This window comes from Membranihabitans maritimus, assembly GCF_021729145.1.
Lineage (GTDB): Bacteria > Bacteroidota > Bacteroidia > Chitinophagales > Saprospiraceae > Membranihabitans > Membranihabitans maritimus.
The window spans coordinates 137,681-154,328 of record NZ_JAJSLW010000003.1; the positions used below are offsets into that span (position 1 = coordinate 137,681).

Consider the following 16,648-nt stretch of genomic DNA (forward strand, 5'->3'; position numbering starts at 1 on the left):
TTATATTATTCAAATCTTCTTTTATAAAACCACAAATTATTATTCAATGTCACTCCGATATTGAAGCGAATATAATTTTCTTTAAAAATTTCATTTCCAAGCTGTCCCGCGTCAAATGAAACGTTAAAATACGCAAGCTGTCTTTTTTGGAATATAGGAAATCCCAATCCGACTTGCATACCTTTTTTTGTCAATCCCATTTCATTAAAGACTCTTGGATCATTATTAAAATACAAAGACCCTCTATAAGACACTCTTTGCCAATAATTTAACAATGCACTTGGATTAGGCGTATATTCTATAGACGCAGCAGAACTCCAAGAGTTACGCAAAGTACCAATATTTAAGAAATTATTAAAATTTTTCCACCCGTTATATTCAATATTTATTCCCGCCTGAAGTCGGTTTGCCAGGCCATAAGATATCCCAAACCCAATTTCGGAAGGCAGATAATTTCGGATATTATCCGTTTGGTTGATAGATATAGTATCGATTAATTCATCGTTAGCATTCTCATCATCCAGTCCAAAATAGGAAGTGCTCTTGCGGAGTACAATTTCAGTTTGGTCCACACTTACTGCCTGCTTTGAATTCCCGTATAAACCAAAAGCAATCCAACGATTATTTGTAGGATCACCTGAATCTTTATTCAAAAACCACTTATATTGCAACCCTGCATTCCACAAAAAGCCACTGTATAAACGTTCATTCTCAGTATAAGTATGATAATTATTGTTTGCCGCATCGAAGAGTAAAGCTCTTTCATTCTGAATGCTTCCAAACAAAAAACCTATGTTAAATCCCATAGATAGGTTCTTATATTTTGCCCCCGTCCCAATCTGAAGTTTATTCAATCCCCCATTACCTCCATATTGGCGAGACACTGCATCCTCAAAATCGGTAGTAATTTCCTGATTAATTCGGTAATCCATCCTGCTTATTGGCAGCAAAGAAATATTCATACCCATTTTAAACAATTGCTCTTTGCGATCTAGAACCACATTTACAGGGCTCATTAAGGGGAATGAAAGTGAAAGGTATTTGAAATTGCCGCCCCATGCACTTTGTTCTTTTTGAGAATCTTTAATGGTGGTGTACGAAGCATCTACTCCCATATCAAAGGCAGTAGCCATCAAGCCTGCATAGGAAGCCGGATTGACCAAATTTACATTATAGGGGTTGGAATAGGTGGAGAAAAGCCCTCCCAGGGTATTTGATGAAACAACGGAAGGTTCTGCAAGGTCTCCGATCCCCAAAGATGATAGTGGAGAATTTTCGCTTAACTGAGCAAATGCCCCACTACTTAAAAGCGTAACGAACAAAGCAATAAAACCTGTTTGTTTAATATTCATTATATTTTGATATTTCATTTAATCCGAATAAAATCAGATCCGGATGCGCAAATATCTTAGTTTTAAGATACTTAGCAAATATTTTATGATCTCCGCCGGTTAATATTACCTTAAGTTCCCCGTATTTTACTTCCAGTTCCCGAATAAATGCCTCCGCTTCCATAATAGCCATTCTGATACCTCCGTTTTGTAGGGCACTTTTAGTACTATTACCTAAAAGACTGAGTTCATCGGTGTATTCAACCAGCGGTAATCGATCTGTGAATTGATGCATTGCTTTCAATCTCATATACAGGCCCGGTGTAATATTTCCACCGATATAGTCACCACCTGCAGTAATGAAATCATACGTAATACAAGTTCCTGCATCAATGACCAAAACCGACTTTCCATTATACAACGCAAAAACTGCACTTACAGCTGCCAACCGGTCTTGACCCAAAGTTTGCGGAGTCGTATAATGAATAGAGAAGGGAAAGTTCAAAGTACTTTTGACCTCCCATGCTCCATACCTTCTTATCCAGGTAAAATCTGACTCCTCGAGATCAGAAGTCGAAGAAAAAATAATAGTATCGGGATTGAATTTGTTAACGATATTATCCACCACCTCTTTGCTCCATTCGTTCTCATTAACGATGATAGTCGTTTCTAAATTGTCTGAATGAAACAACCCCAGTTTACGAACCGTATTTCCAATATCGATAGCCAGGACCCGTTTTTCTCTCGCCACTAATTACAACTCTTAATGTTTAAAATGTCTCGTACCCGTAATTACCATTGACATGCCTTTTTCATCACAAAAACTGATGCTATCTTTGTCCCGAATCGAACCGCCAGGCTGCACTACGGATGTAATCCCCGCTTCTGAGGCAATCTCAACACAATCACTGAATGGGAAAAATGCATCAGATGCCATAACAGCACCATTGAGGTCAAAATCAAACGCTTTGGCTTTGGTAATTGCCTGCTTCAATGCATCTACCCGACTCGTTTGTCCACATCCCATGCCGATGAGCTGACCGTTTTTCACAAGAGCAATAGTATTGGATTTAAGGTGCTTGACACACTTATTAGCAAATACCAAATCATTCTTTTCGCTATCCGAAGGAGATACCTTTGTAACTACATTAAAATCATCCTTACTTTCGATCTTCATGTCAGTATCCTGGACTAATACACCATTTAACAAAGATTTAAAGCTTTTCGGACTTCTGTAAAAGTCTTTAATCTCCAAAACAATTCTTTTCTTCTTTGAAAGAAGCAACTTTCTTGCTTCATCCTCAAAATCCGGCGCAATTAGTACTTCATAAAATAGTTTATTAATTTCTTTCGCTGTGTCAATATCAATGGTACCATTGGTAATTAATATACCTCCAAATGCAGATATAGGATCGCCGGCAAGGGCTTTTTCCCAAGCCTTCAACGTCGTCGATTCCGTGGCCAAGCCACATGCATTTGTATGCTTTAATACAGCAAAAGTTACAGGGTAATCCTTAAATTCAGCCATTATCTGAACTGCTGCATCTATGTCGACCAAGTTATTATAGGAAAGCTCTTTTCCGCCCAATTGATTGAAAACATCCTGAAACGGACCATAAAAAGCACCATTCTGATGAGGATTTTCTCCATATCGCAAACTTGTTTTGTCAGAATATTTTACCTCAAATTCACTCTCATCACTATCTGATTGGAAATAGGCCGCAATAGCACTATCGTATTTTGAACTAATTTGAAATGCTTTGGTTGCCAGATACTTTCTTTGCTTTAAAGATATTTTTCCTGATTGAACAGCCAGTAAATCCTCTAAATATTGATACTGCCCAATTGAAGGAACTACAGCCACATCTTTATAATTTTTTGCTGCAGCTCGAATTAACGAAATACCTCCAATGTCAATTTTCTCTATTATTGCAGTTTCATCATCCGTTTCTGCCACTGTCTTTTCAAATGGGTATAAATCCACTATAACCAAGTCAATTTCGGGTATATCATACGTATTCAATTGATCTATGTGATCCTGTTCTCTTTTTGCCAAAATACCACCAAATACCTTAGGATGAAGAGTTTTCACCCTTCCACCCAATATACTTGGATATGAAGTAAGGTCTTCTACCTTTTCTACATCAACTCCCAAATTATCAATAAATGTATAAGTACCCCCCGTTGAGAATATTTTGACATTATTTTTCTGAAGCAACCTCACAATAGGTTCCAAACCATCTTTTGAAAACACCGATATTAGTGCGGATTTAATTTTAATATTTTTTTCCATATAACCTTATTCGAAAAGCAAAAATAATAATTGAAGTATTTAAAATAATTGTCTATTAACTCGAAATAAAAACGCAAAAGTAGTAAATATTTCAATTGAACAAAAAATGATATTACTACTTTATGTTCAATCAATTACAGATTTTTTTTTAACGTGCTGTTTTAACCCGATTTATTCATATCAACTCAGAATGCTTTCGGGGTAAACCATGCCGATCTCATTTTTAAACAAGTTGATTTTCAATGTAATATATCCGGGTCACTCCAGGCAAACACCAAATATTTATACCCCAAATTGGGGATGTACTTCGAAGCTAACAAATCAGTTTTAACTTATAACTATCTTATAATTAATATTTTATAAATCTGCAACCATGCAGCCACTGACGTTTGTTCAGGGACCAACCAGGAAGTCATCGCAACTATCGATTGCAACCTAATAGCGGGGTTGCAGCCGCTATCTTAGACCATCGGGCGGAGAATGTTTTGCATTCTCCGGGTTAAAATCAAGAATATTCCCCATGTCAAAACAATGTCTACATCTGGGTTCGTATTCTCCTTTTGCACCTAATAAAATTTTGGAATCTGAAGGATCAATTCGATAAGAATGGGTAGCCAAACTTCCACACCGCTGACATATTGCATGCAATTTGGTTACATATTCTGCAATGGCCAATAAATGTGGCATGGGTCCAAATGGTTCCCCCCTGTAATCCATATCCAAGCCAGCAATAATTACTCTCTTTCCTCTGAGGGCGAGTTCCTGAACTACATCGACAATGCCATCATCAAAAAATTGAGCTTCATCAACACCAAAAACTTCATATTTATTACATTCATTTACAAGTTCCTCTGATGATTCAACCATAATACTTCTCCTGGAGGAATCATCGTGCGATTTCACTTCGCTCATACTATATCTCTTATCAAACGACGGTTTGAACACCACCACATTTTGTTGGGCAATTTCGGCTCTTTTCAATCTTCGCAGCAATTCCTCCGTTTTCCCAGAAAACATACAACCACAGACTACTTCAATCCACCCACTCCGCTGCTGCCTATAATGAGGTTCTAAAAACATATAAATATTTTAACTTATATGATAATTATCTTATCTTTACTTTACTTCAACAATGTTAAAATAATTTCTTCGTTAATCAATTAAAATAAGATAGGAATATGGATCACCAAAGGGCAAAATATTTTTTACAACGTATTAATACCATTCTCGAATTACACCCTGACGGATTAACTTCAATGGATAAAGACCTGGTACTAGAGGACATCAGGCGATTATACAATACCGTGTTGGATATAGATTCAAATTTAATCCCCATTGAGAAGCCCTCTGTCGTATCCCGGGAACATTCTTCCCAAAAAGAAGAGGTTCAACCGGAAATAAAAACTTTTAATCCTGCATCAGAAACGCCAGATCACGGGGTTAGTGCTAATTTTGAATCTAATAAAACCCAAGAAGAATTTCCGCAGGAAGAGATCAAACAAGAAAAAAAGGCTCCCAATCCAATTTATTCTTCCCCTCAGCAAATGATTCAAAAAGAAGAAGTCCGCCCTCCTGTCCCACAAAGCGATATAAGAACCACTCCCGAACATCAAAACGGCCAGGAAAATAACCATCCATTACAGCGCGAAGAACCACTGGCAGAAGCCGTAGTCCAGGAACCAGAAGCACAACCAAAAGAATATGACTACCTCTTCGATATAAAAATTGACACTGATTTATCAGGGAAATTGGGAAATGCAAAGATTGAAAACATCAATTCCGTTTTGAGTATTAATGATAAAATCCTATATATCAATCAATTGTTTAAAGGCGAAGCCATACCATTTCAGGAATCCCTCAAAAAATTTCAATCCTTTTATACTTTTGAAGAAGCGAAATCTTATGCTTCAACAGAGTTGGTAGAAGAATATAACTGGAGTGCTCCTGAAAAAAAAGACGTTGTACAGACATTCATGAAACAAGTGCATCGGCTGTATTAAACAAAGGTCGCCTTTCAGTAATGTGAATAATTGAATTTCTTATCGCCACCAAAAATAGATTAAAACGTTTCAAAATCAGTGATTTGAAATTAATTTTTGCTTAGTATCCATCATACCATCTGAAATGTTTGGGAGGGAAATCACGTGCACTTTCCGGGTTAAAATTCTACTCAAACCGCAACACAAAAAATTCGGTTTCGTACAAATTATTCAAGCCGAAACAATTACCTTTGGCAAGCTTCTATTTTTAAAATAACACTTTAATGTATGTCCAGGATTTTGTGGGAACCATTACTCGAATTAAAAGAAAAAAGCCACTTAACCGCTTACAATCGATGGCTGGGGAATCATTATGGAAAAAGTTTTGACAACTATGAAGACCTATGGCAATGGTCTATTGAAAATATCGAAGTCTTTTGGGAATCAATCTGGAAATACTTCAATATAATTAGTCACCGATCATATAACCACGTCCTGGAAGGTGACTCTATGCCTGATTACAAATGGTTTTCAGGTTCCCTTATAAATTACGCTGAACATATTTTCAGAAATAAAAATGATCAATATCCCGCCTTGATCTTCAAATCCGAATCTTCGGAAATGGTAGAAATTTCATGGAAGACTATGGAATCGGAAGTACAGCATTTGCAGCACTTTCTTACGCAATCGGGAGTGACCAAAGGAGATTGTGTGGCTGCATATCTTCCCAATATTCCTGAAGCTACATATGGTTTTCTAGCTACCAATGCTCTGGGGGCAATCTGGACTTCATGTTCTCCGGATTTTGGGAAGAAAGGAGTACTGGAAAGATTCAAACAACTACAACCTAAAGTTCTAATTGCTGCAGACGGGTATCAATATTTCAGGAAAAAATATAACCGTTCAGAAGTTATATTGGAAATTAAAGAAGCTATACCCTCCATTGAAACAGTGATATTTATTCCTTATTTAAATCCGGAACAGGAAATGCCGGACAAAAATGGTTTCGTTCATTGGTCTACGATATATAACGACAAACACAACCAAATTCATTTTGAACCCGTTCCCTTTGACCACCCGATGTGGGTATTATATTCATCCGGAACTACTGGAATTCCTAAAGCAATAACCCATAGTCACGGTGGAATGCTTCTTGAGCATTTAAAATATCTGGCTTTTCACAATGATGTTCACAAGGGAGAGCGATTTTTTTGGTATTCAACAACAGGCTGGATGATGTGGAATTTTGTTCAGGCATCTTTATTGACTGGGGCCACAGCCGTCTTATATGACGGAAGTGCGGCATATCCCAATATACATGCTTTGTGGCAATATGCCTCCGAAGCAAAAATAAATCATTTCGGAACCAGTGCCCCTTTTATCATGGCAAGCAAAAGTAAAGAGGCCACTCAAGGTCAATCCTTTGACCTGAGTTCTCTCAGGACCATTGGATCCACCGGAGCCCCCCTTCCATCGGAAGGTTTTGACTGGATATATAATAATATTAAATCTGATGTTTGGTTGTCATCCATGAGTGGTGGAACTGACATTTGCACGGCATTAGTAGGTGGTAGCCCCTGGAAACCTGTAAAGGAGGGCTGGATCCAATGCCGGGCGCTGGGAGTTTCCTTATTTGCATACGATGAAAAAGGTAACCAGGTGAAGAATCAAATGGGTGAAATGGTAATTACCCGTCCCTTACCATGTATGCCCCTCTATTTTTGGAATGACCCTGAAAATGTTCGGTATAAGGAAAGTTATTTCGACATGTATCCCGGAGTTTGGCGACATGGTGACTGGATTGAAATTGACTCAGATGGGATGCTCAGGATATTGGGAAGGTCCGACGCCACCCTCAATCGTCAGGGTGTAAGAATCGGAACAGCAGAAATATACAGTGTAATAGATGAAATTGGAGAAATAGAAGATTCCCTCATTGTCAACCTGGAGTTATCGGAAGGGAAACATTTTATGCCACTTTTTGTGAAGTTAAGTCCGGATCAGGATCTGACTCCGGAACTTAAGAAGAATATAAAGACCAAACTGAGGTCTGAATGTTCCCCCCGGCATGTTCCTGATCAAATAATAGAAGTACCAGATATTCCGTACACATTAAGCGGCAAAAAAATGGAAGCACCTATTAAAAAGATACTCTTGCCCGGCACATTTGGAGAAAATACCATTCAAAAAGATACTATGAAAAACCCCGAAAGTATAGATTTCTATATAGAATTTGCGAAAGATCTCTAACCACCTGAAAAATCTAGTAGTTGCAATTTACATTTCGTCTTTTACCTTTTGAGTGAATTCAGTGGGAGGCTTCAAGAACCTTACAAATAAAGGGAATTTCCACTCCTTTCTCCAACATTCTCTTCACGATCTGGATTTTATTTTTTAGAGCACCCGCTTACATTCAATACTCGATTCCCTGTGCAATTCCTTGATTTTCGGCTTGCAGGATAATTAACTCTTCAACAACCATAGTGCCTGGTTTACTACTAATGATTTCCCTACTTTCTACTAACCTGTTTATTTTGTTAAATTTTAAACCCAATTGTCAATCCGATATTACTAATCCGTTTATCGATATCAACAGTGGGGACCACAGCATCTAACAACTCGTATGGTTGATAGGTAACCATTTGACCTCGATTGACGTAAGCCAGATCCAGGAACCAGTTCTCTCCCCGATATCCAAGCCCCAGACTAAATCCGCTCATATCATCGTACGACGCTATTGGCGATCCCAATATCTGATAACCAGCCCTTAAACGAAAAGAAGATAATACATATTCCCCTCCAATCCTGAAGTTGATGGCATTTTCAAACCTGGAATCTATCTCCTGGTTGAGAAAGTTTTCATATTCAATATCGCTTGCAACACCGTCTGAAAATTTGAATTTTGAAAAATTGTAACCCACATAATCAATTTCAGCATCGATAAATCCATTCTTTCCCAGAATATATCCAAACCCCGTCGATACTTTCCAGGGGTTGACAAAACTATATTCAAATTGATTCTCCTCAGTATCCCATGCACCATTGCCAATACTGCCATCATTATTTACCCATTCATAATTAATCAGGCTTCTAAAATTCTCCCTCATACTCAGCGAAGTAGGGCTACTAAGAGAGGCACTCCATCGAATAGATTCTGTAATCTTCAACAAAGCTCCTAGTTTTGCATTCACCCCTATTCCAGAAGAAGTTAATAATTCCCGGTACTTCAATTCATTGAATTGAGGAACATTCTGATCTTCAAGATCTGATTCGGTGTAGGCCTTGTCAATTTCAAACGAAATAAAATCTATACCAATCGTCGCTCCCAACAATAATTTATTATTGTAATTTCCACCAAAAGTTATTGCAAGTTCATTCCATTTTCCTGTTTGATCAATCACCTGGTTGCGACTTAATCTTTTATCTTCATTTCGAAAATAGTCATACTCGTAAATGGCATCACCTTCGTTGTCAAATATTACACCTGCATCATAGGCAGGCCCTGCTTCAAAATCATCCAATTCATCCGGATAAAGTCCAGTTCCCAAAGCCGCCCAACGTTCACTAATACTTCCCAGTGACTTTCCCTGATAATAAATCTCATCCGTGTAGTCTGCCATTTTATTAAAGCTAATAGCAAAACTCTTTGACATCCAGTTTTTATTCGGGGTATAACTTGTAAATACAATACCGGCGTTATTCAATGAATTTCCATAGCCAGAAGTTGAATTAGTATTCCCTGCTTCCAATAACGACGATTCGCTATTCAATAAAGAAATATCCCCGGAAACGGCCAGTTCACTTTTCCAAAATGCTGCTATACCAGCTGGGTTATGACTCCCCAAACTAATATCTGCACCGATAGCGTTCATCGCTCCACTTACTCCATTGTACCTCGCTGTCCCTGATGGGTTCTGGAAAGAGTATCTGTACGCATCCAAAAGATTTTGGGTGTTTGCGTTCTGAACAGCAAATACTATTACTATCCCAAAAAATATTCTATTTATTATTGTGTTCATAATTCAATAGTTATTGCATTAATAAATATTCAGGTATTAAGACTCTCTTTTCAAATATTAAGTTCCTCCAATCAAATATCATAAAAATCAGTATTCTCCATTGGATTTCACAAAAAACAACCAACAAAAATGGCTACCCAATATTTGTACAGAAGGCAGCCACTTTATTTCTTAATATTTTAAAAGACCTGTTACTTACTAACCTCAGGTATTAATTTTACCCTCTTGGTGAAGATCTTCTGCTACTGGAGCCAGAAGAACTTCCCGAAGACCTCGAAGAAGAACCACTGGATCTTGAAGAAGGGGAATATGATCTCCTGCTTGTATTACCATTATTATAGGTTCCTGAATTTCTATTCGAACGGGAAGGAGTATAAGACCTTCTCTGATTATTCGAATTATTTGTTCTCGGAGAATAATTCCTATTATTTTGATTCGAGCTACTTGGAGTATACGACCTTCTCGTTTTAGTCCTTGGCGTATACGTTCGGGTGCTTCTCTCACTATTTCCATTAGACCTTACCGAGTTATTCTGGCCAGACGATGCAGCTGGACTTCTTCGAACATTGGTATTTTGATCTCGTTCCACACGTTTGTAAACATTGGACCTCGGACTTCTTCTATCCGTAGTCATTCTTGTATCATCCGCCCCACTTGAAGAACGGATACCAGTTGAACGATTTGACCTATCTTCTCCTCGTGGAGAAACCCTTCTTGTAGGTGCTTCATAATGGTCACCACTTCGAGATGATCTTATCTGAACCCTTCCATCCCTTGCACTTGGCACTACTCCTGCTGTGTTTCTTGCACCTTTATAGTAAACAGGTCGATCCAGGTGGTTCACATTATTACGATAGACATATGGATATCCTGAATTGTAATAATTATATGCCATTATTGGATCATTGTAATAGGAGAATGGTGAACCATACGCACCATATCCATATAATCCTCCCATTCCCCAGGGACTCCTGTATGCCCATGGACTTCCAAAACCTAGTGAAAAGCTAAATCCAGGTCTAAAATAAGGATTAAAGAAATGTCTGTCATAATAACGGCTTCCAAAAAATGCCCTACTCCTAAATGGGGAATTAAAAGGACTGTAAAAACTGTTATATGCATACATATCATACAAGAACGGATCTACAAAACCTCCATAGAAAAAATTATTCCTGTGGAACCTGTTTATTCTGCGTGCATATGCATAATCGTCAAAATAATAGTTATTATTAGATTCGTGATAATAATCATATTCTTCATCGTCATATGCATAGCTATCCTCGTCTGCGTATCCTCTATCCCGGGTATAATTATACGAATCACTATCTGCTGAAGCTACTTGCTCAGAAGATGTCCTTTGATACATGTCATCAGACGGATCGAAATAGACGTCATCAAACTGTGCAAATCCAGTTACGGAAAATACACTGACAAGAACGCCAATTAAGCCGGATGTGTATTTTAATGCTTTCATCTTTTGATTTTTAAAAAATTTCTGAAACTAACTATATTAGATCCAGCCCCGAAGGGTAAAGTTTTCGAACAAACATTATTCAATAACTGTCTTACTTCTAATTCCGATATTATAAAACAATGTCGATCTCAATTCTGTAAATTTATTTAAGCGATCCGGAATTATCTAAAGCCTAATTTATTACATTTGACCCATAAATATAGTTAATAATAACATAAATGATGGTCAATATTTTCTAAATGTTTTCCAGATACTCAATCACTTACATTTATAAGACGGATTTGAAGGTATATAAGTTTCACGGTTAACAAAAATTTAATAGAAAATATACATTATTTACAAAATATCCAGTAATTATGGCAAAAGGAGTAACAGCCAGAAGTGAAAATTATTCCCAATGGTATGTAGACATAGTCAAAAAAGCAGGTCTGGCAGAACATTCTGCCGTACGGGGATGCATGGTAATCAAACCGTATGGTTTTGGCATTTGGGAAAGAATGAAAGAAGAATTGGACCGGATGTTCAAAGAAACAGGTCATGTTAATGCCTATTTCCCTTTATTTATTCCCAAATCATTTTTCAGTAAAGAAGCCGATCATGTAGATGGGTTTGCCAAAGAATGTGCAGTAGTTACTCACTACCGCTTAAAAAATGATGAAAATGGTAGGGGAATAATAGTGGATCCTGAAGCACGATTGGAGGAAGAATTGATTGTGCGACCTACTTCTGAAACAATTATATGGAATACATACAGGGATTGGATAAAATCATACAGAGACCTTCCCCTGCTCATCAATCAGTGGGCGAATGTGGTCCGATGGGAAATGCGTACAAGGTTATTTCTCCGTACCGCTGAGTTTTTATGGCAGGAAGGACATACTGCCCATGCCACCGAAGCAGAAGCACTCAATGAAGCTAAGAGAATGCAAAAAATCTATGCAAAATTTGCTGAAGAATATATGGCTATGCCAGTGATCCAGGGTACTAAAACAGAAAGTGAAAAATTTGCAGGAGCACTGGAAACCTTCACGATAGAAGGACTGATGCAGGATGGGAAAGCCCTGCAAGCCGGAACCTCCCATTTCCTGGGACAAAACTTCGCCAAAGCATTTGATGTCAAATATCTCAACGAAAATAATGAAGAAGAACTTGTTTGGGCTACCTCCTGGGGCGTTTCAACCCGATTGGTCGGTGGATTAATTATGACCCATTCAGATGATGATGGACTTGTAATTCCTCCCAAACTGGCTCCTGTAAAAGTAGTCATCGTTCCCATCCCCCGGCCCAGTGAAGCATTAAATAAAGCAGTTGAAAATATCAGAAATACTCTTTTAAAGGGAGGTATTTCCGTAGAATATGACGATGACGACAAAAAAAGACCCGGCTTCAAATTTGCCGAACACGAATTGCGGGGAATACCTATTAGAATAGGGATCGGACCACGCGACCTTGAGAAAAATCAAGTAGAAGTGGCTCGACGTGATACTAAAGAAAAAACTTATGTTCCTATAGATAATCTCCATGAATTCATTCCTCAACTACTTGAAGATATCCAAGCTAATTTACTCGCAAAAGCAAAAGCTTTCCAGGCTGAGAATACAAGATATGCAGACACTTTTGAAGAATTTAAAAATATATTGAAAACAAAAGGAGGATTTGTCTATGCCCATTGGGACGGGACACCTGAGACCGAAGAAGAAATTAAAAAAAGAACGAAAGCAACCATCCGTTGTATTCCGCTGGACAATCCTTTGGAAGAAGGCAAATGTATATTCTCTGGGAAACCATCCACACAGAGGGTCGTTTTTGCCAAAGCGTATTAATTAGTTAATACGATATTGATTCGGGTCCAATTATTTTTTAATAAAAAAAATAGCAGAAATAAATACTTCATTAATAAGACTTCAATGCAAACAGTAATGATAAATTTTGAAATAAATTTATTGTTTCCAGGGGCGCCATTATTATTAACCTTATGATCAGTCCTATGATAGTTTATAAACCACACTTGTCAAAAATTGATATTAATACCTTTCGTAGTTTAACGTGAGTTCGACAGAGAAAAAAGAGCCCTGAAGGGACGAAAATTTACTAACACTGGGTGCCAACCCAGGGTGGAAAACAAGTTGAATCGTCTATTCTGGCATTGATTTCCGCATAGCGATTCCTTGGGCATTGCATTTTCAGTAAAAATAATGACAGAATCAAATATTCGTCGAACTGACGTTAGTTTAACATTCCCGAATACATTACAAAAATTGTTGTAGCGGTATTCCATAAATAACCTTCCCAAACATGGGTTAACAATTCATTAAAAGTTTTAAATTGTATACCATATTTAGATAGAATAATGTTATTGCTTAAAATGCATACTATGAAATATAAAATACCAATTATTATTTTTGCTTTGATCATGGCATATGTACCTTTCACTTACGCTCAAAACGTGAAAGGAATTTGGGTTACTACGGACGATAAAAGCGGGAAAAAAGTAGCTCACGTCGAAATCTATGAACGGGATGGAAAACTTCATGGCAAAGTAATCAAGTTATTGCCTAATGCCAAGACTACTCATTGCAAGAATTGCACCGGTGATAGAAAAGGAAAATCTCTGATTAATATGGACATTATATGGGATTTAGAACCATCCGATGATTCCTGGAACAATGGTGAAATTCTAGATCCCCGTTCTGGTAAAACATACAATTGCTCGATCTGGCTGGAAAATAAGAATACGCTTAGTGTAAGAGGTAGTCTGGGTATCTCTTCTCTATTTGGGAAAACACAGACATGGTCGCGATTAGACAATGATCAAACAGGAGGATAAGCCCTAAACATTGCATTATTATCCATAAAGAACTATCTCCAATGATAACCATAATTCAAATCTCTACCTAAAAATCATAACAAAGAAAATGTCATTATTCAAGGCAAAAATCTTTCTATATCATGTCAATGGCACCAAGTTTCTTGTGAACATTTCAAAACATCTCACATTAAAGAGGAAAATCAAAATTAATTAATAGAATGAATTAACCATTGAGCGCTGCAGCACCCCCTACTATCTCTGATATTTCACTAGTAATAGCTTCCTGACGAGCTTTGTTATAAGTAATTTTCAAATCTTTCAGTAGATCATTGGCATTTTCAGTGGCTTTGTCCATTGCTGTCATCCTTGCACCATGTTCCGAAGCATGTGTATCAAGTATAAACTTTTGGAATTTTGTGTGCAGAATACTTGGAATTAATTCCTGAAGCAATTCTTCTTTATTGGGCTCAAATAAGTAATCGGCTTTGTAGCTGTCCTGTCCGGATTCATCATATGTCTTCATCTTCTCAACCGGAAGATATTGTACAGAAGTGGAAAATTGCATTCCCGCATTTTTGAACCGGCTATACACAACATCTACCTTATCGATCTTACCAGACAAAAAGTCATCCATTAAAAGGCCGGACACACTCATAAGATTCTGATATGTCAAATCATCAAATAAATCTACATATTCGGAATTAAGTTTAACGTCCTTATAATTTCTCTTAAAAAAATCTCGGCCTTTCTTACCAATACACAAAATTTCAAGAGAATTATTTGCTCTTTGTTCAGCGTATTTATCATTAATTAAGGCAGCTGTCCTTTTAATCAAATTAGAATTAAAAGCACCTGCTAATCCTTTATTGGATGTAATTAATACAATAACTACCTTCTCTCCGGCAGTCTCTTTACTAAAATCCAGATTAATATCACCATCAATATTGGACAAAATATTTTTGAGGATATGATCCAATTTATCAGAATAAGGGCGCAATTTGACGATAGCATCCTGTGCTTTTCGTAATTTGGCAGCCGAAACCATTTTCATGGCTTTTGTACTCTTCTGGATATTTACTACGGAACTTATCCGTTCGCGAACTTCCTTTAAATTAGCGCCCATTTTTACTTATTCTTAGTTCTATATTATACAAATAACTTTTCGACATCTTCAGCCAATTCTTTGACTGTCTTCAAATCTTCATCGTTAAGCTTTCCGGAAGCAAAGTTTCCAATAACTTCAGGATTTTTAGCTCTCAATTGCCCCAAAAACTCAGCTTCAAATTCTTTCACTTTATCCACAGGAACTCTTCTCAAAAGGTTGTTAGTTCCCAGATATATGATAGCAACTTGCTCACCAACCGGGACAGGAGAAAATTCATCTTGCTTCAAAATCTCCACGTTTCTCATACCTTTATCCAACACTGATTGTGTAGCGGCATCCAAATCAGATCCAAACTTGGAAAATGCTTCTAATTCTCTGTATTGGGCCTGATCCAGTTTCAAAGTACCGGAAACCTTCTTCATAGATTTAATCTGAGCAGAACCTCCCACTCTGGATACAGAAATACCAACATTGATAGCCGGCCGAATACCAGAATTAAACAAATTAGTTTCAAGGAATATCTGTCCGTCCGTAATTGAAATCACATTGGTAGGGATATATGCAGAAACGTCACCTGCTTGTGTCTCAATGATCGGTAACGCCGTCAAAGATCCCCCTCCTTTCACTTTACCTGCTTTTACAAGGTCTTCAGGCAAATCGTTCATATTTTGCGCTATAGCATCGTCATCAATTACTTTTGCTGCCCGTTCCAACAAGCGTGAGTGCAAATAGAATACATCACCCGGGTAAGCCTCACGTCCCGGAGGTCTTCGAAGCAACAGCGATACCTCACGGTATGCTACAGCTTGTTTGGAAAGATCATCATATATAATAAGTGCAGCTCTACCAGTGTCTCTGAAATATTCACCAATAGCAGCCCCTGCAAAAGGAGCGTAAAACTGCATTGGTGCAGGATCTGCGGCAGATGCACTAACAACTACGGTATAATCCATTGCTCCATAATCCGTTAGTGTTTTTACAACTTGTGCAACAGTGGAAGCTTTCTGACCGGAGGCAACATAAATACAAAATACAGGTTCCCCCCTGTCATAAAATTCTTTTTGGTTGATTATAGTATCAATGGCAATGGCTGTTTTCCCCGTCTGCCTATCACCGATTATCAATTCTCGTTGTCCACGTCCGATAGGAATCATGGAATCAATTGACTTAATACCCGTTTGCAAGGGCTCTTTAACGGGTTGTCGATAAATAACACCCGGAGCTTTGCGCTCCAATGGCATCAAATACGTTTCACCTTCTACAGGTCCTTTCCCATCTATAGGTTGCCCAAGAGGGTTAACAACCCTGCCTAACAAAGATTCGCCTACATTAATAGATGCAATCTTTCCGGTTCTTTTCACACTAGAACCTTCTCTGATATTATCACTTTCTCCTAACAATACAACCCCTACGTTATCCTCTTCAAGGTTAAGGGCAATTGCCTGGGTTCCGGTTTCAAATTCAACTAATTCACCACCTTGCACACTATTCAACCCATAAATACGGGCAATACCATCCCCTACCTGAAGGACAGTACCCACTTCCTCTAGTTCAGATTCCGTTTTGAAACCAGACAATTCTTGTTTAATTATTGCGGATATTTCATCGGGTTTTACATCAACCATCTTTATATGATTT

Annotated in this window: 12 protein-coding genes; 4 read left to right on the forward strand and 8 right to left on the reverse strand. The window is 37.8% G+C overall.

The window, feature by feature from the left end:
• Nucleotides 1–5: 5 nt before the first annotated feature.
• The 4 genes from bamG to LVD47_RS04525 form a co-directional block, all read right to left on the reverse strand.
• The gene (bamG, locus tag LVD47_RS04510; protein WP_236974356.1) at nt 6–1,352 is read right to left on the reverse strand and encodes a BamG family beta-barrel-assembly machinery protein; all 1,347 of its coding nucleotides are present in this window, start codon (nt 1,350–1,352) and stop codon (nt 6–8) included.
• Nucleotides 1,342–2,082: a type III pantothenate kinase gene (locus LVD47_RS04515; protein WP_236974357.1), complete on the reverse strand. Its 741-nt coding sequence runs from the start codon at nt 2,080–2,082 to the stop codon at nt 1,342–1,344. Before LVD47_RS04515 ends, bamG begins: the two co-directional genes overlap by 11 nt.
• A gap of 12 nt (nt 2,083–2,094) precedes the next feature.
• On the reverse strand, nt 2,095–3,624 hold the full coding sequence (purH, locus tag LVD47_RS04520; RefSeq protein WP_236974358.1) for a bifunctional phosphoribosylaminoimidazolecarboxamide formyltransferase/IMP cyclohydrolase: 1,530 nt from the start codon (nt 3,622–3,624) through the stop codon (nt 2,095–2,097).
• Between the two features lie 456 nt (nt 3,625–4,080).
• Entirely contained in the window at nt 4,081–4,704 is a 624-nt protein-coding gene (locus LVD47_RS04525; protein WP_236974359.1) for a thymidine kinase, read from the reverse strand.
• A 98-nt stretch (nt 4,705–4,802) separates the two neighbouring features.
• Here LVD47_RS04525 and LVD47_RS04530 point away from each other — a divergent pair, with 98 nt between their 5' ends.
• Entirely contained in the window at nt 4,803–5,624 is an 822-nt protein-coding gene (locus LVD47_RS04530; RefSeq protein WP_236974360.1) for a DUF8457 domain-containing protein, read from the forward strand.
• Between the two features lie 267 nt (nt 5,625–5,891).
• Nucleotides 5,892–7,853: an acetoacetate--CoA ligase gene (locus tag LVD47_RS04535; RefSeq protein WP_236974361.1), complete on the forward strand. Its 1,962-nt coding sequence runs from the start codon at nt 5,892–5,894 to the stop codon at nt 7,851–7,853.
• 287 nt (nt 7,854–8,140) lie between these two features.
• Here LVD47_RS04535 and LVD47_RS04540 read toward each other — a convergent pair whose 3' ends face one another.
• Nucleotides 8,141–9,622, reverse strand: a complete 1,482-nt coding sequence (locus tag LVD47_RS04540; RefSeq protein WP_236974362.1) for a UPF0164 family protein — start codon at nt 9,620–9,622, stop codon at nt 8,141–8,143.
• A 217-nt stretch (nt 9,623–9,839) separates the two neighbouring features.
• Entirely contained in the window at nt 9,840–11,096 is a 1,257-nt protein-coding gene (locus LVD47_RS04545) for a hypothetical protein (protein ID WP_236974363.1), read from the reverse strand.
• A gap of 356 nt (nt 11,097–11,452) precedes the next feature.
• Here LVD47_RS04545 and proS point away from each other — a divergent pair, with 356 nt between their 5' ends.
• Both proS and LVD47_RS04555 read left to right on the forward strand, forming a co-directional pair.
• On the forward strand, nt 11,453–12,919 hold the full coding sequence (proS, locus tag LVD47_RS04550) for a proline--tRNA ligase (protein ID WP_236974364.1): 1,467 nt from the start codon (nt 11,453–11,455) through the stop codon (nt 12,917–12,919).
• 551 nt (nt 12,920–13,470) lie between these two features.
• Nucleotides 13,471–13,923, forward strand: coding sequence for a DUF2147 domain-containing protein (locus LVD47_RS04555; protein WP_236974365.1), 453 nt, complete (start codon nt 13,471–13,473; stop codon nt 13,921–13,923).
• Between the two features lie 205 nt (nt 13,924–14,128).
• Here the strand turns inward: LVD47_RS04555 and atpG are convergent, their stop codons facing one another.
• Nucleotides 14,129–15,028 (reverse strand): ATP synthase F1 subunit gamma, encoded by a 900-nt coding sequence (atpG, locus tag LVD47_RS04560; protein WP_236974366.1) that lies wholly within the window; start codon nt 15,026–15,028, stop codon nt 14,129–14,131.
• 23 nt (nt 15,029–15,051) lie between these two features.
• Nucleotides 15,052–16,635, reverse strand: coding sequence for a F0F1 ATP synthase subunit alpha (atpA, locus tag LVD47_RS04565; protein WP_236974367.1), 1,584 nt, complete (start codon nt 16,633–16,635; stop codon nt 15,052–15,054).
• Nucleotides 16,636–16,648 lie beyond the last annotated feature (13 nt).